This window comes from Micromonospora sp. C28ISP2-4 (genome assembly GCF_030519385.1).
Classification (GTDB): Bacteria; Actinomycetota; Actinomycetes; order Mycobacteriales; family Micromonosporaceae; genus Micromonospora; species Micromonospora tulbaghiae.
This window is the reverse complement of record NZ_JAUMKG010000001.1, coordinates 1605838-1629022: the sequence shown is the minus strand read 5'-3', so window position 1 is coordinate 1629022 and position 23185 is coordinate 1605838. Positions and strand designations below refer to the sequence as shown.

Genomic DNA, 23185 nt, shown 5'->3' with positions numbered 1-23185 from the left:
ATCGCACGGGGGAGTGCAGCGCACATGGGCATTGGTAGCGCCATCTTTCTCATCGCGCTCGGCGCGATCATGACCTTCGCCATCCGGGCCAACGTCTGGTGGATCGACCTGCGCGCAGTCGGCTGGGTGTTCATCCTGGCCGGGCTGGGCGTCCTGCTGACCACGCTGTGGTTCTGGCAGGACCGCCGCAAGCGGGCACGCACGCTCATCGTGGAGGAGAACCGGCTCTCGCATCCGACCGCGATGATGCCGCCGCCGCCCGACCCGCCGCCGCCGACGGCCCCGCCGTCCTGACGCGCCCGTCAGCGGCCGATCCGGTCCAGCTCGGCGAGGTCCTCGCCGGAGAGGGCCAGCCCGGCGCCGGCGATGTTCTCGCGCAGGTGCGCGACGGACTTGGTGCCGGGGATCAGCAGGATGTTCGGCGAGCGCCGCAGCAGCCAGGCCAGGGCGACGCCCATCGGCGTCGCGCCCAGGCGCTCGGCCACCGTCGACAACGCCGAGGACTGCAACGGGGTGAACCCGCCGAGCGGGAAGAACGGCACGTAGGCGACGCCCTGCCGGGCCAGCTCGTCGATCAGGTCGTCGTCGCCCCGATGGGCCAGGTTGTACTGGTTCTGCACGCAGACGATCGGCGTGATCGCCCTCGCCTCGGCCACCTGCTCGGGCGTCACGTTGCTCAGGCCGAGGTGACGGATCAGACCCTCCTGCTGGAGCGTCACGAGCGTTTCCAGCGCCTCGGCGAGCGATCCGGGCTGCGTCCCCGTCGCGTCGCCGAGCCGCAGGTTGACCAGGTCGAGCCTCTCCACGCCGAGCGTCTCCAGGTTCTCCCGGACCTGCCGGCGCAGGCTCTCCGGATCCCGGGCCGTGGGCCAGCCGCCCTGCTCGTCCCGGTCCGCGCCGACCTTGGTGACGACGTGCAGCGACTCCGGGTACGGGTGCAGCGCCTCCCGGATCAGCCGGTTGGTGACGTACGGCCCGTACGCCGCGCTGGTGTCGATGTGGGTGATGCCGAGCGCGACCGCCTCGCGCAGCACCGCGAGGGCGCCCTCGTGGTCGGCCGGCGGTCCCATGACCCAGGGGCCGGCGAGTTGCATGGCGCCGTAGCCGAACCGGGTGACTGTCAGGTCTCCCAGGGTCCAGGTGCCGCCGGGAAGGGTGGTGGGGGCCATGCGTGTACCTCTGGCTCTCATCGGTTCAGGCGCCGCCGGATCGCGGTGCCCGGCCTCCACTATCGGCGTGTAACTTCCTCATCGGAAGTAGGCACCTGAAAGTGCGTAGCTCCCCGAGGTGGCAGGAGCAGAGATGAGCAAGGCGGAGTAGGACGCGTTCCTGGCCCAGTGCCCCAGCCGGCAACTGCTCGGCCGGATCACCGACAAGTGGGTCACGCTGGTGCTGGCCGCGTTGCGCAGCGACGGCTCGCACCGGTTCGGGGCGGACTGCGCCGGCGAGCCGCGCCCGAGGCGGTACTCCGAGCTGTCCCGTACGATCCCCGGCGTCAGCCAGAAGATGCTCACCCAGACGCTGCGCGCCCTGGAACGCGACGGCCTGATCACCCGCACCGTGGAGCCGACCGTGCCGGTGACAGTCACCTACGAGCTGACCGACCTCGGGTTCTCGCTGCACGAGATGATCCGGGGCTTGAAGACCTGGGCGGAGGCGCACATGGACGACGTGCTGGCCAGCCGCGCCGCGTACGACAGCCGGGTCGGCTGAGCCCTGTCGCTCAGGCGCGGGCGGTGTGGCGGCCGGTGATCGGCGCGTTCCCCGGGGCCAGCTCGGCCCACCGGGTCGTCGGCCGGTGCACCACGAGATCGGTGGTCCGCAGCCCGTCCGGGTCGGCCCGCTGCGGGTCGAGCAGCGCCGACAGCAGCGAGATCCCCGGATTGTGGGCGACCAGCAGCACGGTGCCGGCGGCCGGCTCCACCGTCCACAGCAGCTCCAGCAGCTGATCGGGCAGCGCGTCGTACGCGGTCGCCTCGTACCGCACCGCGGGAGCCGAGCCCGCCGGACCGCCCTCCGGCGGGGAGCCGCTCATGCCCATCGCCACGTCGTGCCAGGTCTGCCGGGTACGCCGGGCGGGCGAGCAGAGGACCACGTCGGGAAGCAGCGCGTGCCGGGCCAGCCACGCCCCCGCGGTGGCGGCGTCGGCGTGCCCCCGCGCCGTCAGCGACCGCTCCGCGTCCGGGGCGTCCCCGGACAGCTCGGCCTTGGCGTGCCGCAGCAGCACCAGCGTCCGCTGCCCGTTCCTGCCGTCCGTCATACCGCCCAGCTTGCCTGATTGACGATCAAAGCGCCTGGGTATGTCGATGTGTGCCGCTACCTCATCCATGGCCGCGGCGGGCAGGAAACGCCAGCAGGACGCCAAGGAGGCGACGTCATGGGCATCGGTGCCAGCATCTTCCTCATCGCGCTCGGCGCGATCTTCGCGTTCGCCATCGACGCAAACCTGGGATGGCTGAACCTCAACGTGGTGGGCTGGGTGCTCATGCTCGCCGGCGTCGCCGGCCTGCTCACCACGCTCTACTTCTGGAACAGCCGCCGCCGGGTCGTGGCCGCCCCGGTACGCGAGCAGGTCGTCGCCGAGCCGGTGGTGCCGGTACGCGACGACCGCGTCGTGCGCGAGGAGTACCGCGAGGTGCGCCGTCCGGGCTCGGGCTACCCGGCCTGACCCCCGAGAACCCGAGGGCCCCGCAACGGCGCGGGGCCCTCGCGCATGTCCGGGGTACGTCAGGCCCGGAGTACGTCAGACCCGGGTCAGGCGAACAACGCGAAGTAGATCGCGATGTGGTGGCAGATCGCGGCGACGAGCGTGCAGGCGTGGAAGAACTCGTGGTGCCCGAAGACGGTGGGCCACGGGTTCGGCCGACGCAGCGCGTAGAACACAGCGCCCACGCTGTAGATCGCGCCGCCCACGCTCAGCAGCACCAGCGCGGTGACGCCGCCGCCGTGCAGGATCTGCGGCAGCATGGCCACCGCTACCCAGCCGAGCGCCAGGTAGAGCGGGGCGGAGACCCAGCGCGGCGCGTGCGGCCAGATCAGCTTCACCGCCACGCCCGCGATCGCGCCGCCCCAGACCAGGCTCAGCATGATCGTGGCCTGCCGGTTGTCCAGGAGCAGCGCGCAGAACGGCGTGTAGGTGCCGGCGATGAACAGGAAGATCATCGAGTGGTCCATCCGGCGCATGATCTGGTAGCCGCGTTCGGACCAGACCCGCCGGTGGTAGAGCGCGCTGGTCCCGAAGAGCCCGCACACGGTGAAGCTGTAGATCAGGCAGCTCACCAGGGGAGCCCAGCCGGGACGGCCGGCGGCGATCGAACACAGCACGATGCCGCAGACGAGAGCGGCGAAGAACGCGTACGCGTGCAGCCAGCCGCGCATGCGCGGCTTCCCGATGTCGGCCGGCCGGAGCCGGAGCGGTGCGGAGGTCGTCACCTCATTAGGTTACGACGGCGTAGGTTACTTGCAAGTAGTGTGGACCGTCACCTCACCCGGCGGGAGGATGACCGGATGCGGATCCGGCCGGCCGGGGCGTACGCCCTGCTCCTCGACTGTGACGACGCGGAGCAGGCGCAGGCGTGGCGGGCCGAGCTGTGGCACCGGCGCGAGGCGGGCGAGCTGACCGCCACCGAGATCGTCCCGGGCGCGGTGACCGTGCTGCTCGACGGCGTACCCGACCCGGAGGCGACCGCCGCGCGGATCGCCGGCTGGCGCCCCCGGACCGCCGTCTCCGGCGCGGCCACCGCCGAGGTCCGGGTGCCGGTCGTGTACGACGGCGAGGACCTGCCGCGCGTCGCCGGGCACTGGAAGGTCGACGTGCCGGCGGTCGTGGACCGGCTGCGGCGCACCGAGTTCCGGGTGGCGTTCTGCGGGTTCGCGCCCGGGTTCGCGTACCTGACCGGGCTGCCGCCCGAGCTCACAGTGCCCCGGCTCGCCACGCCGCGTACCCGGGTGCCGGCCGGCTCGGTCGCGCTCGCCGGCCCGTACGCGGGCATCTACCCCGCCGCGTCACCGGGCGGCTGGCTGCTCGTCGGCCGCACCGACCTGCCGCTGTTCGACGTGCACGCCGACCCGCCGTTCCGGCTCACCCCCGGCACCCGCGTCCGGCTGGCCGATGCGCCGTGATCGAGGTGCTGCGGGCCGGGGCGCTCACCACCGTCCAGGACCAGGGCCGGCCCGGTTGGGCGCACCTCGGCGTACCCCGATCCGGCGCGCTCGACCCGGCCGCCCTGCGCCTGGCCAACCGGCTCGTCGGCAACGACAAGCACGCCGCCGGGCTGGAGATCACCATGACCGGCTGCGCGCTGCGCTTCACCCGGGCGGTGGCCGTCGCGCTCACCGGCGCCCCCGCCGACGTGCTCGTCGAGTGGTCACCGCCGGTCCACCCGCCCACCCGCGCCGCCACACCGCACACCGTCGGCCCGGCGGCGCCCAGGGACGCGACGCGGCGGCCCGGCGACGTCGGGCGGGCCCTGTCGCTGCCGGCGGGCGCGGTGCTGCGCGTCGGGCCGGCCCGCGCCGGGGTGCGTACCTGGCTGGCGGTCAGCGGCGGGATCACTGTCGAGCCGGTGCTCGGCAGCCGATCCACCGACACGCTCTCCGGGCTCGGGCCGCCGCCGCTGCGCGACGGGGACCGGCTGCCGCTCGGCACCCCGGACGGGCCCCCGCCCCCGGTCGACGTCGCCGTCACCCGGCCGGTGCCGGACGCGCTGCGGCTGAGCGTGCGCCCCGGTCCCCGGCAGGACTGGTTCACCCCCGAGGCGCTGGACCTGCTGTGCCGCGACGCGTACACGGTGAGCCCGGACAGCAACCGGGTCGGCGCGCGGCTGGCCGGCGCGGCGCTGCCCCGGGCGGTCGCCGGCGAACTGCCGAGCGAGGGCCTGGTGCTCGGCGCGGTGCAGGTGCCGCCGTCGGGCCAACCGCTCGTCTTCCTGGCCGACCACCCCACCACCGGCGGGTACCCGGTCATCGGGGTGGTGGACGACGTGACAGCGCTCGCCCAGGCCCGGCCAGGCACTACGGTGACGTTCCATGGACCTCAACGCTGACCTGGGCGAGGGATTCGGAAGCTGGCGGCTGGGCGACGACCACGCGCTACTCGACCTGATCAGCTCCGCGAACGTCGCCTGCGGCTTCCACGCCGGTGACGCGGCCACCATGCACCGGGTCTGCGCCGGCGCCGCCGAACGCGGCGTCGCGGTGGGCGCGCAGGTCGGCTACCGGGACCTCGCCGGCTTCGGCCGGCGGCACATCGCGTACGACTTCGCCGAGCTGCGCGACGAGACGATCTACCAGCTCGGGGCGCTCGACGCCTTCTGCCGCCTGTACCGCACCCGGGTCCGCTACCTCAAACCGCACGGCGCGCTCTACCACGCGGCGGCCCGCGACGAAGGTCAGGCCGCCGCGCTGGTGGCGGCGATCAGCGGGTACGACCACGAGCTGCCGGTGCTCTGCCAGCCCGGCACCGTGCTGGCCCAGCTCGCGGCCGGCGCCGGACTGCGGGTGGTGGCCGAGGGGTTCGCCGACCGCAACTACCTGCCCAACGGCACGCTGGTGCCGCGCAGCTCACCGGACGCGCTGGTGACCGACCCGGAGCAGGTGGCCGTCCGGGCGGTACGGATGGCCGTCGAGCGCACGCTGGTCGCCGTGGACGGGACGGTCATCCCCGCCCCGGTCGAGTCGATCTGCCTGCACGGGGACACCCCCGGCGCGGTGCGCTGCGCGGAGCTGGTCCGGGCCGCGCTCATCGACGCGGGGGTCACGCTCACTCCGTTCGCGTGAAAGGAAGGGCCCCTTCTTAACGCCTCCGGTAGAGGAAGGGGCCCTTCTTAACACCCGCCGTCAGGCGTCCATGCCCCGCAGGACCAGCGGTACGCGAGTCGCGCCGCCGGTGACCACCCGGACCGGGACGCCCCAGTCCTGCCGGGTCAGGTGGCAGGCCGCGTGCTCGACGTCGGCGTCGCAGGTCGCCGCCTGAGCGGTCACCTGGAGCACCCCCTGGGCCACGTCGCCACTGACCACCAGCTTGCGGGACAGGTCGGTGGTCGTGCCCGCGCCCTCGACCAGCAGCTCCGGCGGGGACGCCGAGACCACGAGTCGCGTCGACGGCCCGTACGTCTCGTCCAGCTTCTGCCCCGGCGCCGGCGTGAAGATCACGTCCAGGGTCAGTTCACCGGCGGCCACGTCGGTCGGCTTGCGTTCCAGCCGGTGCCGCGGCCCGTCCACCGTGTTCGCGCCCGCCGACGTCAGCGCGCCCGGCGCCAGCCGGGTCAGCCGGTGCGCTGCCGACTCGACCACCAGGACGTCGCCCTCACCGGTGAGCACCAGGTCGCTCGGCTCGGCCAGCCCGTCCGCCACGGTGCCCACCTGGCCGGTCTCCGGGTCGAAGCGGCGCACCGCACCGTTGTACGTGTCGGCGATCAGCACCGAGCCGTCGGGCAGCGCGCACACACCCAGCGGGTGCTGGAGCAACGCCTGGTCGGCCGGGCCGTCGACGTGCCCGAAGTCGAACAGGCCCTGACCGACGGCGGTGTGCATCACGCCGTCGGCAACCCACCGGACCGCGCTGGTCTCGCTGTCGGCGACCCAGAGGCGGGCGCCGTCGGCCGACACGGACAACCCGGACGGCTGGGCCATCCACACGTCCGGCAGCGGGCCGTCGCGCAGCGCCTCGACAGTCGTTCCGGCGTACATGCCGGTGGTCCGCTTGATCGGGTCGAACCACCAGAGCTGGTGGATGCCGGCCATCGCGACGATCACCCGGTCGTCGTACCAGGCCACGTCCCAGGGGGAGGAGAGGTCGACCGCGCGGGCGTCGTGCGCGTGGTCGTCGACCGTCGAACGCCACTGCCGCCCGGTGCCGGCCACTGTGACCACCTCGCCGGAGAACAGCCGTACGCCGCGCAGCAGGTGGTTGACGGTGTCCGCGACCACCACGTCGTAACCGGCCACCTCGGCCACGTGCGGCGGCAGGAGGCAGAGCCCCTGCGGCTCGGCGAACGTGGCGGCGGAGGCCGGGCCGTCCGTCCGGCCCCGGGAACCGGCGCCGATACGGCGGACCACCGTCTCGCCGTCGGCCGCCAGTTCGACCAGAGAGTGCCGGGCCGAGTCGCTGACCAGCAGGTTCCCGCCGTCGAGCGGGACGGCCTTGCCGGGGAACCGCAGGACGGTGTCCGGCTCGGCCGGCGGCACGTACGGGCCTTCGCCCCGGTGCAGCGTGCCCTTCGCCTCGTGGGTGGCGATCAGCTCGTCGATCAGCCGGGACAGGCCCTCGGCGTGCCCCTCACCGGCCATGGTGGCGACCACGTACCCCTCGGGGTCGACCACGGCGAGCGTCGGCCACGCCTTGGCCGCGTACTGCTGCCACATGTCCATCTCGGCGTCGTCGAGCACCGGGTGGTGCACGCCGTACCGCTCGACGGCCGCGGCCAGCGCCGCCGGGTCCTTCTCGTGCTCGAACTTCGGCGAGTGCACGCCGATCACGACCAGGACGTCGCCGTACTTGTCTTCGAGCGGGCGCAGCTCGTCGAGCACGTGCAGGCAGTTGATGCAGCAGAAGGTCCAGAAATCGAGTAAGACGATCTTGCCCCGCAGGTCGGCCAGCGTGACGGCCTTGCCGCCGGTGTTCAGCCAGGCCCGGCCCCGCAGTTCCGGTGCCCGTACGCGTGCGCTCATGCCCCCATCGTGCCGCACCGGCCGGGCGCGCTCCCGGCGATCCCCTGGTGAACAGACGCACACCGGAACGGCGCGGAGCGCCCACCCGGTGAGGGATGGGCGCTCCGCGTACGTGCGGTTACTGGCCGGCGGGCTTCAGGCAGAGCACCCGGGTGGTCCCGGCGCCCTCGACCGAGACCGAGGGCTGCGACAGATCGGCGCACTTGTCCTTGTTGTCCACCTTCGACACCACGCTGAACGCGCCCGGCTCACCGCAGTCGGCGGGCACGGCGCTCGTGCCGGACTGCTTCACGCAGGAGCCGACCGCCGGGTCGAAACCGGCCGGCTTGTCGTCCCCGACCTTGCCGAGCAGCGTCAGCAGGCCGAGCGGCACGGCGAGGATGAGCACGGCCGCGATCAGTACGGCGGCGAGCACCCGGCCGTTGCGCACCTTCGGCGGGGGCGCCTCGGTCTGCGACTCGGTGGCGTCCGGCTTGAACGCGTCGAAGCGGCCCTGCTCCGGCTCGGCGCCGGGCCCGTCCTGCGACCAGGCCGGCGGGGCCTGCTGGGGCGGCGGGAAGGCGTTCGCGCCACCCGCCGGGCCCTGGCCGGGCACCGCTACCGAGGCACGCCCACCGGCGGACGGGCCGTACCGGTCCGGCTCGCCGAACGGCCCGGGCCGGCCGGCCGGGCTGCCGAACGGCGCCTGCTGCCCGCCCGGTCCGCCGAACGGCGCCTGCTGCCCGCCCGGTCCGCCGAACGGCGCCTGCTGCCCGCCCGGTCCGCCGAACGGATCCTGCTGGCCCCCGGGACCGCCGAACGGGTCCTGCTGCCCGCCGGCGCCGCCGAACGACTCGGGCTGGCCGCCGGGACCGCCGAACGGGTCCGGCCGGCCACCCGGGCCGCCGAACTGGTCCTGGCCGCCGGGAGCGCCGTACGGGCTCTGCTGGCCGCCGAACGGGTCACGGCCGGCGTCGGGCTGCTCGCCGCCCGGGTGCACGCCGTTGGCGGGACGGGTGTTGCCGGGCGGGTCCACGAAGGACGGCACACCGACCGGGAACGACGGCGGCCCGGCCGGCGAGGAGGGCGCTCCGGCGTACCCGTGCGGGCCGTCCGCGTCCTCGGACCGCGACTGCGGGCCGGGGAAGCCGTTGCCGTGCGGCGCCTCCTGGCCGGGGAACCCGGCCTCGTGCTGCTCGGGAGCGTCCTCGGGCTCCGGGCGGGCGGGCCGGCCGTACACCCGGGGCTGCGGCGTGGGGCCACTGGTCGGCAGCGGCTGGTCGGGCGGCGGGGCGACCCGGCTGGCCACCGGGACCGACGCGCTCGCCGAGACCGGGCCGCCCTCCGGGGAGGTACGCGGTCCGGGAACGGCAGGCGACTGCGGGTCCTCGGTACGGGACGCGCCCCAGGCGCCGTCGCCGCGCTCCGGCTCGTGCCCCTGGGGTTCGGTGCCCGGGTGGTCGGTGGGCGCCGACGCGGCGAGCGCGGCGCCCGGCACCCGCTGCTGCTGCGCCGGAAGCGGCACCGCGTTGCCGGGGGAGATGCCCGGCGCGGGGGCGGGCTGGTAGGCCGGGGCGGAGTCCTCGGACCGGCCCCAGGCTTCGGCCGGCGACCACGGCTCGGGCGACGGTGCCGCCGCACGCTCGTCCTGGTTGCCGCCCCAGCCGGTGGGCGCGTCCGGCGACGGCACGGACACGCTCGCGCGGGCCTCGGCCGGCGCGGCGGCGCCCCAGGCGGGCTGCGCGGGCTCGTCCGACGGCCGCCCGGGCTCGTGCTGCTGCGGTACGGAGGCCGCGCCGCTCCAGGCGCCGGCCTGCTCGCCGGAGTCACGCTGCTGCGGTACGGCGGCGCCGTCACCCCAGCCGCCGGCCTGACGGCTCTGGTTCGGCTCCCAGCCGCCCGGCTGTGCCGGCTCGGCGGGGTTGGCGGCACGTCCGGCGGCCCAGCCGCCGGAGCGGTCCGGGTCCTCGGTGCGGGCCGGCTCGTCCCAGCCGCCGGACCGGTTCTCGGCCTGCGGGGCGGGCCAGCCGCCGGAACGCTGCCCCTCGTCGTGCTGGGGCCCACCCGACGCCCGCCAGCCACCGCTCTCCTCGGCCGGCCGGTTGTCCTGATCGGACTGCTCCGGAGTGGACCAGGCATTGTCCGGCCGGGCGGCGCCGGGCACCGAGACCGCGGCGGCGGCACGGGCGGGCGGGTCGGCCGGCGGCCAGGTCGCGCCGGTCTGCTGACCCGGCGCCCAGGCCGGCTGGCTCTCGCGCGGGTTCCAGCCGCCCGAGCGGTTCGGGTCGTCGGACGCGGCGGGCTGCTCGTCGCGCGGGGCCCAGCCGCCCGAGCGGTTCGGGTCGTCCGGCTGCTGCGCGGCGGCCCAGCCACCGGCGCGACCGGAGGCGTCCTCGTGCTGTCCGCCGGTGGGCGCGAAGCCCCCGGAGCGGTGGGGGTCGTCCGCGGGGGCGGGCGTGACCCAGGTCTCGTTCGGCACGGTGGCCGGGGCGGGCACGTAACCGGTGCCGCGGGCAGCCGGGTCTCCGGACGGCGACCAGCCCTGCTGCTCGCCGGAGCCGCGTCCGGGACGGTTCTGCTCCGCGGCCCAGGGTGCCTGCGACGGTTCGGCCGGGCTGCCCGGCGGCGTGGCGGCCCAGGCGGGCGGCGCCTGCTCGGCGCCGCGGTCCGGGCCGGACTGCTCCTGGTTGCCCCAGGCGGGGCCACCGGAGCCGGCCCAGGCGGGACCGCCCTGGTCGTTGCCGCCCCAGGCGGGCTGCGGGACCTGGGCGGTCGCGCGCCCGGTCACCGGCTGGCCCGCGGGCGGGGCCCACGCGGGCGGCTGGTCGTCGTTCGCGGCCCAGGCCGGGGCCGGCTGCGCGGGCCGACCGGCCGGCGGGGGCGGTGCCCAGCCGAGGTCGGGTGCGCCGTTGTACCCGTTGTCCTGCTGCGCCGGCTGATCGCCGTACGGCACCGGTCCGCCGGTGCCCGGCGACACCTCGCCCGGCTCCTGGCCGGGGCGGTGCGGAGCCTCGGACGTCATGGGTGCGCCTCCTCCATCACAGGTCGGCCGCCGATGCCGGTCGGGGGAACCGTCGGCATGGCTACCGGCGTCGCCGGCGGGTACCGGCCGTGCGGGCTCCCCGCACCGTATCCGGTGGTCGCCCGGAGCCGCCCGGGGGAGCATCAGCCGTCACCGTCAGTCACCGGACGACGTCGATGGGTTTCACTTGCCCGCGTCGGCCCGGAACCAACCGGTTGGCGACCGTGCCAACCGTACCGGGCGGTGGAGCGAGGTGGAATCCCGGTGCCGACCGATGCCGATACGCCGAAGACCCGCCCGGTGCCGGGCGGGTCTTCGGACTGGAGGAGGTGAGAAAGGTGTGTGGCGTCAGCTCATGTGACGCTGGGCGATGGCGAGAAGCTCCTCGCGGACCGCGGGCGAGTTGGCGGAACGCAGCGCGTGCTCGATGGCGCGGGCGCGGCGGTTGGCGTCGCGGCGGGTGCGGATTCGCTCGATCATGCTCATCTCGGGTCTCTCCTCCTGGCTATTCGGTTGTCAGCCCCTTGATGTCTCTATTTAAGCGCACCGGACCGCCCATCGCCATCGATTATTAGGTGAGCTGAACCACGTACCTACGGATCGTAGGCGTCGACACCCTCGGAACCAACGAATCCGTTCCCAAAAAGTCACGGCCGGTGTGCCGGGTGTTCACCCGTGGCACACCGGCCGTGACCGGAGCGTGGTGCGTCAGGTCCAGGCGAGCAGCGCCGCCTCCGGGTCGGCCAGGAAGTCACCGATGTCGCGGAGGAACTTCGAGCCCAGCTCGCCGTCGATGATCCGGTGGTCGAACGACAGGCCCAGCGTGGTCACCAGGCGCGGCTTCACCTTGCCCTTGTGCACCCACGGCTGCTCCCGTACCGCGCCGAAGGCGAGGATCGCCGACTCGCCCGGAGGCAGGATCGGTGTACCGGTGTCGACGCCGAAGACGCCGACGTTGGTGATGGTGAGCGTGCCGCCGGACATGTCCGCCGGGGACGTCTTGCCCGACTTCGCGGTCTGCACCAGATCCGTCATCGCGTCCGCCAGCTCGCGCAGCGAGAGCCGCCCGGCGTCCTTGATGTTCGGCACGATCAGGCCGCGCTCGGTGGCCGCCGCGATGCCGAGGTTGACGTACTCCTTCACCACGATCTCGTCGCCGGCCCAGGTCGAGTTGACCATCGGGTGCCGCTTGACCGCCAGCAGCACCGCCTTGGCGACGAGCAGCAGCGGCGAGACCCGTACGTCCCGCCACTCGCGCCGGTCGCGGAGCCGGTCCAGCGCCTTCATCGCCCGGGTCACGTCGACGGTCAGGAACTCCGTCACGTGCGGGGCGGTGAACGCCGAGCGGGCCATGTTCTCCGCGGTGAGCTTGCGTACCCCCTTGACCGGGATGCGCTGCTCGCGGTCTGCGCCGAAGCTCGCGGCCGACGCGGCCGGTGCCGCGACCGTCTGCGGCTCGGCCGCCGCCGGGGTCGTGCTCGCCGCCCGCTGTACGTCCTCACGGGTGATCGAGCCGAGCGGGCCCGAGCCGGTGAGCGTGGCCAGGTCGATGCCGAGATCCTTCGCCAGCTTGCGGACCGGCGGCTTGGCCAGCACCGGACCGGAGACCCGGCCGTTGCCGTTCACCGCTGGCGCCGGAGCGGGCGCCACCGGAGCGGGCGCGACAGGCGCGGGTGCCACCGGGGCGGCGGCCTGGGCCGGCGGCGCGACCGGCGCCTCGCCCTTGCGCGGACGGCGCTTCGCCGGGGCGTTGCGCGGGCCGTAGCCGACCAGTACGGCGGTACGCCCACCCGGGGCGACACCGCCGATCAGGCCCGGCTCGACCATGCCCTCGGCGGGCGCGACCTGAACCGCTGCGAGCGACGCGGCCGACGGCGTGGGCAGGTCCGACGCCGGAGCGCCGGTCGTCGACTCCTCGATCGGACCGGCGTTCGGGTCGGTGTCGATCGCGATGATCGGCACGCCGACCTCGACAGTGGACCCCTCCGGGTGGAAGATCGCCTGCACCCGTCCGGCCCACTTCGCCGGGATCTCGACCGCCGCCTTGGCGGTCTCCACCTCGACGATCGGCTGGTTCAGCTCGATGTCGTCGCCGACCTTGACCAGCCAGGCGAGGATCTCGCCCTCGGTCAGGCCCTCGCCCAGGTCGGGAAGGTTGAACTCCTTGATCCGGGACATGCCGCTCACCAGCCGAACGTGCGGTCGACGGCGTCGAGCACGCGGTCCAGGTCGGGCAGGTACTCCTCCTCCACCCGGGCGGCCGGGTAGGGGATGTCGAAGCCGGTCACCCGCAGCACCGGGGACTCCAGGGAGTAGAAGCACTCCTCGGTGATCCGGGCCGCGATCTCCGACCCGAGACCCAGGTTGCCCGGGGCCTCGTGCACGACCACGCAGCGGCCGGTGCGCCGCACCGACTCGTACGCGGCGGTCAGGTCCAGCGGCGAGATCGTCCGCAGGTCGATGACCTCCAGCTCGCGGCCGTCCTCGGCGGCGGCGGTGGCCGCGTCGAGCGCGGTGCGGACCATCGGGCCGTACGCCAGCACGGTCGCGTCGGTGCCGGGCCGCGCGACCCGGGCCGAGTGCAGCGGGTACGCGTCGGCGATCGGCGCGTCCAGGTCCACCGGACCCTTCTCCCAGTAGCGCCGCTTCGGCTCCAGGAACACGATCGGGTCGTCCGACGCGATCGCCTGCTGGATCATCACGTACGCGTCCTGCGGGTTCGCGCAGCTGACCACCTTGAGACCGGCGGTGTGCGCGAAGTACGCCTCGGGCGACTCGGAGTGGTGCTCGACAGCGCCGATGCCGCCGCCGAACGGGATGCGGATGACCATCGGGATCCGCACCTTGCCCTGCGAGCGGTAGTGCATCTTCGCGACCTGCGACACGATCTGGTCGTACGCGGGGTAGACGAAGCCGTCGAACTGGATCTCGCAGACCGGCCGGAAGCCGCGGATGGCCAGGCCGACGGCGGTGCCGATGATGCCGGACTCGGCCAGCGGGGTGTCGATCACGCGCTGGTCGCCGAAGTCCTTCTGGAGACCGTCGGTGATCCGGAACACGCCGCCGAGCTTGCCGACGTCCTCGCCCATGATGACGACCTTGGGGTCGTTCTCCAGGGCCCGTCGCAGGCCGGTGTTGAGGGCCTTGCCGAGGGTGAGCGTCTCCGTGGCCATCAGTGCGCGCTCCCCTCGAAGGACTCCATGTACTGCGTGAACCGGGCCCGCTGCTCGTCCAGCTCGGGAGACCCGTTCGGGTACACGTGGTCGAACATGGTCACCGGCTGCGGGTCGGGCATGGCGAGCACGCGCTCGCGCAGGTGCACCGACTCGGTGCGGGCCTGCTCGTCGACAGCGGTGAAGAACGACTCGTCGGCGATCTTCTGCTTGGTCAGGAACGCCTTCATCCGGGCGATCGGGTCCTTGGCCTGCCACGCCTCGACCTCGCTGGCGATGCGGTAGCGGGTCGGGTCGTCGGAGGTGGTGTGCGCGCCCATGCGGTAGGTGTACGCCTCGATCAGGCTCGGGCCCTGGCCGTTGCGCGCGTTGTCCAGCGCGTGCCGGGTCACCGCGTACGACGCGAGCACGTCGTTGCCGTCCACCCGGACACCCGGGAAGCCGAACCCGCCGGCCCGCCGGTACAGCGGCACGCGGGTCTGCCGCTCCAGCGGCTCGGAGATGGCGTACTGGTTGTTCTGGCAGAAGAACACCAGCGGGGCGTTGAAGACGCTGGCCCAGACGAACGACTCGTTGACGTCGCCCTGGCTGGTGGCGCCGTCGCCGAAGTAGGCGATGACCGCCTCGCCGTCCTCGCCGCCGGTCTTGCCGTCCATGGCGACACCCATGGCGTACCCGGTCGCGTGCAGGGTCTGCGCCCCGATCACGATCGTGTACATGTTGAACTTGAACTCGTTCGGGTCCCAGCCGCCCTGGTCGACGCCGCGGAACAGGCCCAGCGGCATGATCGGGTCGATGCCGCGGCAGTAGAGCACGCCGTGCTCGCGGTAGGTCGGGAAGGCCATGTCCTGGGTGCGCAGCGCCCGGCCGGAGCCGACCTGCGCGGCCTCCTGGCCCAGCAGGCTGGCCCAGAGTCCCAGCTCGCCCTGGCGCTGCAGGGCGGTGGCCTCGGCGTCCAGCTTGCGGACCAGCACGAGGTCGCGGTAGAGCCCGCGGTACTCCTCGTCGGTGAAGTCGACGCGGTACTCGGTCCCGTCCGGGCCGAGCGCGCTCTCGATCCGCTCACCCTCGGGGGTGAGCAACTGCACGAGTTCCGGTTCACCGGTCGCGGCGGCGCGTCTGGTGCGGGGTGCGGCCCGCTTGCTGCGGGTGGCGGCCCCGGGGTCGCCCTTTGCCATCCGTCTCTCCCTGTCTGTCTGCGCCGGCGCCGGGGGTTACCCGAGCCGAGCACCTCGTGCGCCCGCCCGGCTGGTGCCGGGTCGGTCCCTGGCAACCGCGCCTGACCCCGGTAGGGGTTGCCGCGCGGCGTGAGCCGGAGTCGGTCGGTGACAGACCCAGGCCCGGGAGCGCCGGCGCCGTTCCGCACCAGCCGCGGGGTACGCGGAGGTGGCGGCTGCGTTGCCGTCGTGTGTGAATGATTGCAGAGGAGGTGAGCGGGCCCACAGTATGGCCTCCCTCGCGGGTGAGGTTCCATCGGGTTCATGACGGATAAACGCTTTTGTCCGCAGTGGCGGGTGCGGGCGACGTACAAAATGTGTGTCGACACGCGGTTGCGGCTGGTGAACTGAGCGTCACTGGGTCAAGCTGGCGATGAGCCACTGCGCGGCATTTGTCCCGATATCCGCGTGTGCTCTCCCGTCCCGTCAGTGCGTGAGGAGTGTGCCGGTGTCCGAACCAGAGGGTCCGCCCGGTACGCCCTTCCTCGGCCGGCACCGGGCGCTGCCCGCCTCCCCGTACCGCCGGGTCGTGGGCGCGCACCGCGCCCCCGGAACGGGCGGTCCGAGCCGCGGCTACCTGCTCACCGTGGCGCTGCTCGCCGGCACCGCGTCGATGCCGATCCTCGCCGCGATCAGCACCGGGTCGGCGAGCGTCGGCAACAGTGCGCTCCCCGACACCAGCACCCCGTTCCTGCCCACCCCCTCGGTCGGCCCGGTGGTCATCCCGATGCCCCGGGGCACCCAGGTCCCGGTGCCCTCCACGCCCACGCCCGCAGTCGACGTGACCTCGGTGCCCCCGGCGCGGCCGGTGCTCCCGGCGGCACCGGCCCTGCCCGACGACAGCGACCTCGGCTCCCGGCACCGGTCCCGCCCGGTCGCCGCGCCACCGCCGCCGTCCGCGCCGGTCCGGCCCACCCCGGGCCGCCCGCCGCGCCCGTCGCCGGTGCCCTCGCCGTCGCCGTCGCCGTCGCCGTCGCATTCGGGTACGCCCGAGCCGAGCCCAAGCCCCGAGCCGTCCGTCACGACCGCCGAGCCGTCGGCCACCTCCGAGCCGTCGTCGGAACCGACGTCCGAACCCTCCGCCACGTCGTCGGAGCCGACGTCCGAGCCGAGTTCGGGTACGACGTCGGAGCCGGGAGCGACGGCCACGGCGCCGGACGGCACACCGAGCGCGACAAGCGCCGCGCGCCGGACGTCGTAACGGCCCGCGAGGACGGGCCGGGCGGTCAGGCCGGGTCGTCGGTGAGGCGGTGGCGGTTCGCCTCGATCCAGGCGTTCAGCGCCTCCGGGTCGTCCGGGTCCACCCCGTCCGCCATGAGCTGGGCCACCGCCGCGGTGGCCGGACTGCGCCGCTCGCCGGTGCTGTAGAGCCGCGCGAACTCCGGGACCATCTCGGTGATCGCCTCGTCCGTCCGGGCGGCCGCCGACTGCGACAGCCCGCGCTGCCGGGCCGCGTACGCCGCCCAGGCGCGCAGCACCCGGGGCAGCATCGCCGCGTCGTCCATGTCCAGCACGGCCCGGCGGTGCACCCAGTCGAGCAGGAACAGCTCGGCGACCATCGGGCTCCACCGCATCGGGTCGGCGTCCGGGAAGCTGGCCGCGTGGTCGAGCAGCAGGCCGAGGCAGAAGTGCAGCGAGGCCAGCTCGCCGTCGGCCACCTCGGGCAGGCCGAACCGGTTCGCCTCGGGCGAGTCGAGGAAGGCACGTACCAGGCGGGTGCGCTCCTCGTCGGTGGGCGGCTGCACCACCGCCGGACCGGCCGCCGGGGTCGGCCCCGGCAGTACGGCCAGCCGGGCACCCACGAGCGCCCGGTCGGTGGCGAGCGAGCCCTGCGCGGGCAGCTCGGTGAGGTCGTCGGTGACCGCCAGGTGGCGGCTCACCTCGGCGTGCATCCGGGCCGGGTCCTCGGTGCGGAACCAGGTGAACTCGTCCTCGGTGCAGATCTCCCGGGCCTGCTCGACGATCCGTCCGGCCGGGCCGCCGACGAAGACGTCCTTGGTGATGCCGATGTTGTGGTCGACGAGGGCCACCAGCGCGTGCTCCGGGCCGCCCTCCTCCTCGTCGTACGCGAACGTGGCGAGGTAGGAGGTCTGGTCGCCGTACACGTCGCCGTAGGCCCAGGTGCCGGTGACACGCACCCGGCCGAGCTGGCCGGCCCACGACGGGGCGTACGCGCCGGGCCGGACCCGGGCGGCGCCCTCGGCGTCGGGCACCAGGGCGGCGAAGACGGCCCGCAGTGTGGTCGCGGCGGCGCTGCGGCGCCGGGACGTGGCGGCGAGGAAGCCGGTGACGAACTCGCGGACGGCCTGCTCCCGGTCGTGCTCCGCGACGGCGTAGACGCTGCCCAGCAACGCGGCGCCGAGCATCTCCGCGTCCAGGGCCGAGTCGAGCCTCGTCACGTCGCGCGCGGCGTGCAGCACCGCGTCGTAGGGGGTCTGTGGCGTGGCCATGCATCGACCCTACGCCGCACCGGCCGCCCCCACACCGGTCAGCACGCCGGGTTCAGCGCGGTCCCGCCTCGCGCAGCGCTTCCCGGGCCGTGCCGTAGCGCGCCAGCACCGCCCAGACCGGGTCCAGCACGTACTTCTCCCCGACGCTGCCCACCGAGGTGAGCAGGCGTTCCTCGGCCCGCCGGCGGGCCCGCCGGGCAGCCCACCCCACCACCGGCCGGGTGACGGCCGCGACGAGCAGCCCGGCCAGCAGGCCACCGAGCAGCAGAACCGTGGGCCAGGGCACCACGCCGAGCTTGGGATGTTCCAGCTCCGGCAGGCCGAGCAGGCGCAGCGCGTACCCCAGGACCAGCCAGACCAGGCCGGCCAGCGCGGCGAGGGTGACCACCCACTGGATCACGCCCACCACCCGCCACCAGGCGGGCCGGCGGTCCATGCCCAGGTCGGTCGCGGCGACCGCGTGGTCGAGCGCGCCCGGCAGGTCGGCCTGCCGGGCCCGGGCCGCGGCGGTCACCGCGGCCGGCCACGGCGCCGGCAGCGCGGCGCCGGACCGGTCGGCCACCGCGCGGATCGCCAACGTGACAGCCGAGCGCTGGGCGGCTGTTGGATCGGGTACGGACGTGGCCGCGACCAGGCTCTCCGCCGGCGCGTCCTGATCCCCTCCGGACAGGTGCAGCCGGCGCAGTGGATCCGGCCGCAGCTTCCGCCAGCTCCGCAGCATCGGCCAGCCCGTGTTGCTGACCGCCCGGTGCCGGTACGCGCCCTCGACCGCCGCCGCGACAGTCGGCACCCCGGCCGCCCCGGCCAGTGCCCGGGTCAGCTCCTGCGCGGAGGCGTCGCCGGGCCGGGTGCGCGGCGGCTCCGGCCCGACGAGCGGTTCCAGATCGGCCACCACGGCGTCCACGTCGCCGGAGAGCCGGCGCAGCGCGGCCTGCCGTTCGGCGACCGTACGCTCCAGCTCGGCCCGCAGGCCGTCCAGCCCGTTCGGGTCCACGGCGACGGTCGGCAGCAGCGGTACCCCGCCCAGCCCGTCGGCGTCGAGCAGCCGGCGCAGGTCGTCGAGGACCTTCGGCAGCTCGGTCGGGTGCAGCCGGTCGGCCTGGTTGAGCACCACGACCGTGACGTCCTTGTGTCTGTGGAACTCGCGCAGGTAGCTGGTGTGGATCACGCGGTCGGCGTACTTCTGCGGGTCGACCACCCAGACCACGAGGTCGACCAGGCCCAGCAGGCGGTCGACCTCCAGCCGGTGGCCGTGCTGCACCGAGTCGAAGTCGGGCAGGTCGAGCAGGACGAGGCCGTGCAGGTTCGACTCGTCGTCGGCGTCCAGCGGGCTCTCCCGGACGAACCGGTGCCGGGGCAGCACCCCGACCCAGTCGAGCAGCCGGACCGCGCCGTCCAGCGGACCCCACACGCAGGCGTGCGCGACACCTGTCGTCGGCCGGCGTACGCCCACCGGCGAGAGGTCGAGCCGCGCCAGCGAGTTGAACAGGCTCGACTTGCCGCTGCCGGTCGCACCGGCGAGCGCGACCACCGTGTGCCGGCCGGAGAGCGCGAGCCGGTCGCCCGCGCGCTCGACCACCGTGTGCGCGGCGACGAGCTGGGCGTCGGGCACATGGCCGTCCACCGCGCCGAGGAACCGCTGGATCGCGGTGAGCCGTTCGATCAGGGTGTCCGGGTCGACCCGCTGCTCACCCCGCATCGCCTCGCGCATCCGTCCCACGATGTTGCTCACGATGCCTTCCTCGCGCTCACGGGCGACCGTCCTGTCCGGGGCCCGGGAACAGGCCGCTTCGGTGCCGGGCCCGCTCGACCTCGACGGCGGCCCAGCGCAGCGCCGCACCGGCGTTGGCGGCCGGGCGCTCGGCCTCGGTGCGGCTCAGGTAGCGCGCGGCCTCCTCGGCCAGCAGCTTGCCGACCCGGTCGAGCAGGTCGACGCGGGCCTTGCGGGACAGGTTGCGGACCGCCTGGTCGCCGAAGATCGCCTGGAGCACGGTCTGCCCGGCCACCGCCGTGCCGGTGCCGGCGGCGACCTCCAGCCCGGTGGGGATGAACGCGGTGGAGGCGAACACGCCGATCATGACGGCGAGGCCGGTGGCGTTCACCGCGTACGCGGCGGTGCGGGCCACGAACCGCCGGTCGCCGCCCTCGACCCGGACCAGCTCCAGGACGCCGCGCTGCCAGTCGCGGACCAGCTGCTCGGCCCGCTGCGGCAGGTCGGCCGAAGGGTGGGCCAGGTCCGGCTCCAGCAGCGCCGCGCCCGCCGGGTGTGCCTTCCAGCCGGTGTACGCGTTCTCCGCCGCCTCGGCGGCCACCCCGCGCAGCAGCGTGACGAGCTGGGACTCGATCGCGGTACGCAGTTCCGCGGCGGGAGCGGGCCGTCCGGTGACCGCCGCGACCACCCGGTCGCGCAGCCGGCCGATGCGTGCCTCCAGCCCACGGAAGAAGTCGCCGGTGCCGATGAACTCCTGCCACCGGGCAAGCACCTCGCCGCGCAGCAGCCGGCCGTCCTTGAGCCCCTGGTCGACGCTCCGCTCCGCGCTCCGGTACGCGGCCTGGACCCGCTCGTCCAGCGCGTCGGCGGCGGTGACCTGCTCGTCGGCGGCCTCGGCCAGCGCCTCGACCACCGGATGCAGCGCGGCCAGCGCGCCGTCGAGTGTCTGCCGGACCACAGCGGCGCGGGCCTCGGCGTCGGCGGCGAGCCGGGCGAACCAGTCGCTCAGCGGCGCGGTGATCCGGTCCGGCAGCAGCCCCTGGCCGTCCACCCAGGTCTCCGGCAGCACGAACAGCGGCGAGGCGCCCAGCTCCTGCTCGGCGAGCATCTCGGACAGGTGGGTGGCGATCTCGTCGGCGGCCTCCGGGGGCACCCGGTCCAGCACCATCGCCACGGCGGTGCCCCGGGCGCGGGCGCTGCGGAGCAGCTCCCAGGGGACGGCGTCGGCGTACCGGGCGGCGGTGGTGACGAACAGCCAGAGATCGGCGGCGGCGAGCAGCTGACCGGCGAGCGCCCGGTTGGCGTCGACCACCGAGTCGATGTCGGGCGCGTCGAGGAACGCCAGGCCGGGCGGCAGCGCCGGTGCGGTGACCAGGTGCAGGGTGCCCGGCTGCTCGCTGGGCTCGGTGGTCCGGGTCAGGCCGGGCAGCAGCTCGCCCTGCCGGAACCAGGCCGCGTCGGTCGGGCTGCACACCAGCACCGGGGAGCGGGTGGTGGGGCGGAGCACACCCGCCGCGCTGACCCGCGCCTTGACCAGGCTGTTGACCAGCGTCGACTTGCCGGCGCCGGTGGAGCCGCCGACGACCACCAGGAGCGGTGCGTCGAGCCGGGCCAGCCGGGGCAGCAGGTAGTCGTCGAGCTGGTCGGTGAGGCTCGCGGCGGCGTGCCGGGCCGGCTCGGCTGAGGGCAGGGTGAGCGGGAAGCGCGCCGCACTGATCGCCGCGCGCAGGCCGGTGAGCGCGGCGGGCAGGCCGTCGGCGGCGTGAGCAGGCTGGTCGTCGCCCGTGGTGGCTCCGGTGCGGGCTGCGACGGCGGGCGCGCCGGCACGGGTGGCGGAATCGCCATGCGTCGTCACCGCTAAAGCGTGCCCGACCGACGCAAGGTAAGACAACCAGACAGTAGTAACGGTCGGGTTGCGCCGGGTCGGCTCAACCTCGACTTGCGGATCGGCGATCACGTGGCACTATTGAGTCAAGTTCACTCAACTTGTGGTGCGGTCGCTTCCGGGCGGCCCGCCGGGCAGGCCGTCTGACCTGCTCACCCGTTACGAAGCGAGGAAGCGAACATGGCACGTGCGGTCGGCATCGACCTCGGCACGACGAACTCCTGCGTCAGCGTTCTCGAGGGCGGTGAGCCCACCGTCATCGCCAACGCCGAGGGCTCGCGTACGACTCCCTCGATCGTCGCGTTCGCCCGCAACGGCGAGGTGCTCGTCGGTGAGGTCGCCAAGCGCCAGGCGGTGACCAACCCCGACCGGACCATCCGGTCGGTCAAGCGTGAGATCGGCACCAACTGGACCGTCGACATCGACGGCAAGAAGTACACCCCGCAGGAGATCTCGGCGCGCACGCTGATGAAGCTCAAGCGGGACGCCGAGGCGTACCTGGGCGAGCAGATCACCGACGCGGTGATCACCGTCCCGGCCTACTTCAACGACGGGCAGCGCCAGGCCACCAAGGAGGCCGGTGAGATCGCCGGCTTCAACGTGCTGCGGATCGTGAACGAGCCGACCGCGGCGGCCCTGGCGTACGGCCTGGACAAGGGCTCCAAGGAGCAGACCGTCCTGGTCTTCGACCTCGGTGGCGGCACCTTCGACGTGTCGCTGCTGGAGCTGGCCGAGGGCGTGGTGGAGGTCAAGTCCACCAGCGGTGACAACCAGCTCGGTGGTGACGACTGGGACCAGCGCATCATCGACCACCTGGTGAAGACGTTCCGCGGCGAGCACGGCATCGACCTCTCGCAGGACAAGATGGCCATGCAGCGGCTCAAGGAGGCGGCCGAGAAGGCCAAGATCGAGCTGTCCGCCGCCACCACCAGCAACATCAACCTGCCGTACATCACCGCCGGTTCGGCCGGCCCGCTGCACCTGGACGTGACGCTCAGCCGCGCCGAGTTCCAGCGCATGACGCAGGACCTGCTGGACCGCTGCAAGGGCCCGTTCGAGCAGGCCGTCAAGGACGCCGGCATCAAGATCTCCGACGTCGACCACGTCATCCTGGTCGGCGGCTCCACCCGTATGCCGGCCGTGACCGACCTGGTCAAGCAGCTCACCGGCCGCGACCCGAACAAGGGCGTCAACCCGGACGAGGTCGTCGCCGTCGGCGCCGCCCTCCAGGCCGGTGTGCTCAAGGGCGAGGTCAAGGACGTCCTGCTGCTCGACGTGACCCCGCTGAGCCTGGGCATCGAGACCAAGGGCGGCATCTTCACCAAGCTCATCGAGCGCAACACCACCATTCCGACCAAGCGCTCCGAGGTGTTCACCACCGCCGACGACAACCAGCCGTCGGTGCTGATCCAGGTGTTCCAGGGCGAGCGGGACATCGCCGCCTACAACAAGAAGCTCGGCACCTTCGAGCTGACCGGTCTCCCGCCGGCCCCGCGCGGCGTGCCGCAGATCGAGGTCACGTTCGACATCGACGCCAACGGCATCGTGAACGTGCACGCCAAGGACCTGGGCACCGGCAAGGAGCAGAAGATGACGATCACCGGCGGCTCCTCGCTGCCGAAGGACGACATCGAGCGGATGCGCCGGGACGCCGAGGAGCACGCCGACGAGGACAAGCGTCGCCGTGAGGAGGCCGAGACCCGCAACGTGGCCGAGGCGCTCCAGTGGCAGACCGAGAAGTTCCTCGCCGAGAGCGGCGACAAGCTGCCCGGCGAGAACCGCGACCAGCTCAACGAGGCGCTCGGCGAGCTGCGCAGCGCCCTCGGCGGGCAGGACATCGAGAAGATCAAGTCCGCCCACGAGAAGCTGGCGCAGGTCTCCCAGCAGGCGGGCTCGCTGCTCTACGCCCAGCAGCAGGAGGGCGAGCAGACCGCCCCGGGCGCGGCCGGGCCGGGCGCCGGCGCGGGTGCGGCCGGTGGCCCGAAGGCCGGTGGCGACGACGACGTGGTCGACGCGGAGATCGTGGACGAGGACAAGAAGTGACATCCGGTCCCGGACACGATTCGCACGGCAGAGG

General features: G+C 73.9%; 20 protein-coding genes. 7 read left to right on the top strand and 13 right to left on the bottom strand.

Annotated elements, in window-relative coordinates:
• Window positions 1-24: 24 nt before the first annotated feature.
• Window positions 25-294, top strand: coding sequence for a DUF6458 family protein (locus Q3W68_RS07870; protein ID WP_013283345.1), 270 nt, complete (start codon window positions 25-27; stop codon window positions 292-294).
• A gap of 8 nt (window positions 295-302) precedes the next feature.
• Here Q3W68_RS07870 and Q3W68_RS07865 read toward each other — a convergent pair whose 3' ends face one another.
• Window positions 303-1169 (bottom strand): aldo/keto reductase family oxidoreductase, encoded by an 867-nt coding sequence (locus tag Q3W68_RS07865; protein WP_302904786.1) that lies wholly within the window; start codon window positions 1167-1169, stop codon window positions 303-305.
• Window positions 1170-1329: 160 nt separating this feature from the next.
• Between Q3W68_RS07865 and Q3W68_RS07860 the strand changes: the two genes are divergently transcribed.
• Window positions 1330-1713 (top strand): helix-turn-helix domain-containing protein, encoded by a 384-nt coding sequence (locus tag Q3W68_RS07860; protein ID WP_302904984.1) that lies wholly within the window; start codon window positions 1330-1332, stop codon window positions 1711-1713.
• 10 nt (window positions 1714-1723) lie between these two features.
• On the opposite strand, the gene Q3W68_RS07855 is transcribed toward Q3W68_RS07860, so the two are convergent.
• Window positions 1724-2260, bottom strand: a complete 537-nt coding sequence (locus Q3W68_RS07855; protein ID WP_302904785.1) for a histidine phosphatase family protein — start codon at window positions 2258-2260, stop codon at window positions 1724-1726.
• A 117-nt stretch (window positions 2261-2377) separates the two neighbouring features.
• Here Q3W68_RS07855 and Q3W68_RS07850 point away from each other — a divergent pair, with 117 nt between their 5' ends.
• Window positions 2378-2668, top strand: coding sequence for a DUF6458 family protein (locus Q3W68_RS07850; RefSeq protein ID WP_120572396.1), 291 nt, complete (start codon window positions 2378-2380; stop codon window positions 2666-2668).
• A gap of 86 nt (window positions 2669-2754) precedes the next feature.
• Here Q3W68_RS07850 and Q3W68_RS07845 read toward each other — a convergent pair whose 3' ends face one another.
• Complete coding sequence (locus Q3W68_RS07845) at window positions 2755-3432, bottom strand: hemolysin III family protein (protein WP_302904784.1); 678 nt, start codon at window positions 3430-3432, stop codon at window positions 2755-2757.
• A gap of 75 nt (window positions 3433-3507) precedes the next feature.
• Between Q3W68_RS07845 and Q3W68_RS07840 the strand changes: the two genes are divergently transcribed.
• The 3 genes from Q3W68_RS07840 to Q3W68_RS07830 are packed head-to-tail and all read left to right on the top strand — an operon-like array spanning window position 3508 to window position 5778.
• Window positions 3508-4122 carry an allophanate hydrolase subunit 1 gene (locus tag Q3W68_RS07840; RefSeq protein ID WP_302904782.1) on the top strand — a complete coding sequence of 205 codons (615 nt, stop codon included), beginning with the start codon at window positions 3508-3510 and terminating at the stop codon, window positions 4120-4122.
• Complete coding sequence (locus Q3W68_RS07835; protein WP_302904781.1) at window positions 4119-5045, top strand: biotin-dependent carboxyltransferase family protein; 927 nt, start codon at window positions 4119-4121, stop codon at window positions 5043-5045. The genes Q3W68_RS07840 and Q3W68_RS07835 overlap by 4 nt, the downstream gene beginning before the upstream one ends.
• Window positions 5029-5778, top strand: a complete 750-nt coding sequence (locus tag Q3W68_RS07830) for a LamB/YcsF family protein (RefSeq protein WP_071097253.1) — start codon at window positions 5029-5031, stop codon at window positions 5776-5778. Before Q3W68_RS07835 ends, Q3W68_RS07830 begins: the two co-directional genes overlap by 17 nt.
• A 60-nt stretch (window positions 5779-5838) precedes the next feature.
• On the opposite strand, the gene Q3W68_RS07825 is transcribed toward Q3W68_RS07830, so the two are convergent.
• The 10 genes from Q3W68_RS07825 to Q3W68_RS07780 all read right to left on the bottom strand — a co-directional run bounded on the left by Q3W68_RS07825 (window position 5839) and on the right by Q3W68_RS07780 (window position 21078).
• Window positions 5839-7671 carry an NHL domain-containing thioredoxin family protein gene (locus Q3W68_RS07825; protein ID WP_302904780.1) on the bottom strand — a complete coding sequence of 611 codons (1833 nt, stop codon included), beginning with the start codon at window positions 7669-7671 and terminating at the stop codon, window positions 5839-5841.
• Window positions 7672-7789: 118 nt separating this feature from the next.
• A complete protein-coding gene (locus tag Q3W68_RS07820; protein WP_302904779.1) occupies window positions 7790-10672 on the bottom strand; it encodes a hypothetical protein in 2883 nt (960 codons plus the stop codon).
• Window positions 10673-11020: 348 nt separating this feature from the next.
• Window positions 11021-11158: a hypothetical protein gene (locus Q3W68_RS07815; RefSeq protein WP_013283356.1), complete on the bottom strand. Its 138-nt coding sequence runs from the start codon at window positions 11156-11158 to the stop codon at window positions 11021-11023.
• A gap of 222 nt (window positions 11159-11380) precedes the next feature.
• Window positions 11381-12850 carry a dihydrolipoamide acetyltransferase family protein gene (locus Q3W68_RS07810; RefSeq protein ID WP_302904983.1) on the bottom strand — a complete coding sequence of 490 codons (1470 nt, stop codon included), beginning with the start codon at window positions 12848-12850 and terminating at the stop codon, window positions 11381-11383.
• Window positions 12851-12855: 5 nt separating this feature from the next.
• On the bottom strand, window positions 12856-13845 hold the full coding sequence (locus Q3W68_RS07805) for an alpha-ketoacid dehydrogenase subunit beta (protein ID WP_302904778.1): 990 nt from the start codon (window positions 13843-13845) through the stop codon (window positions 12856-12858).
• Complete coding sequence (pdhA, locus tag Q3W68_RS07800) at window positions 13845-15023, bottom strand: pyruvate dehydrogenase (acetyl-transferring) E1 component subunit alpha (RefSeq protein ID WP_013473399.1); 1179 nt, start codon at window positions 15021-15023, stop codon at window positions 13845-13847. Before pdhA ends, Q3W68_RS07805 begins: the two co-directional genes overlap by 1 nt.
• Before the next feature lie 612 nt (window positions 15024-15635).
• Window positions 15636-16211, bottom strand: a complete 576-nt coding sequence (locus Q3W68_RS07795; RefSeq protein ID WP_302904777.1) for a hypothetical protein — start codon at window positions 16209-16211, stop codon at window positions 15636-15638.
• A 77-nt stretch (window positions 16212-16288) separates the two neighbouring features.
• Entirely contained in the window at window positions 16289-17512 is a 1224-nt protein-coding gene (locus Q3W68_RS07790) for a hypothetical protein (protein ID WP_302904776.1), read from the bottom strand.
• Between the two features lie 52 nt (window positions 17513-17564).
• Window positions 17565-19223 carry a GTPase gene (locus Q3W68_RS07785; RefSeq protein WP_302904982.1) on the bottom strand — a complete coding sequence of 553 codons (1659 nt, stop codon included), beginning with the start codon at window positions 19221-19223 and terminating at the stop codon, window positions 17565-17567.
• A 37-nt stretch (window positions 19224-19260) separates the two neighbouring features.
• Complete coding sequence (locus Q3W68_RS07780; RefSeq protein ID WP_302904774.1) at window positions 19261-21078, bottom strand: ABC transporter; 1818 nt, start codon at window positions 21076-21078, stop codon at window positions 19261-19263.
• A 210-nt stretch (window positions 21079-21288) separates the two neighbouring features.
• On the opposite strand from Q3W68_RS07780, the gene dnaK reads away from it, so the two are divergent.
• A complete protein-coding gene (dnaK, locus tag Q3W68_RS07775) occupies window positions 21289-23151 on the top strand; it encodes a molecular chaperone DnaK (RefSeq protein WP_013473404.1) in 1863 nt (620 codons plus the stop codon).
• Window positions 23152-23185: the final 34 nt, after the last annotated feature.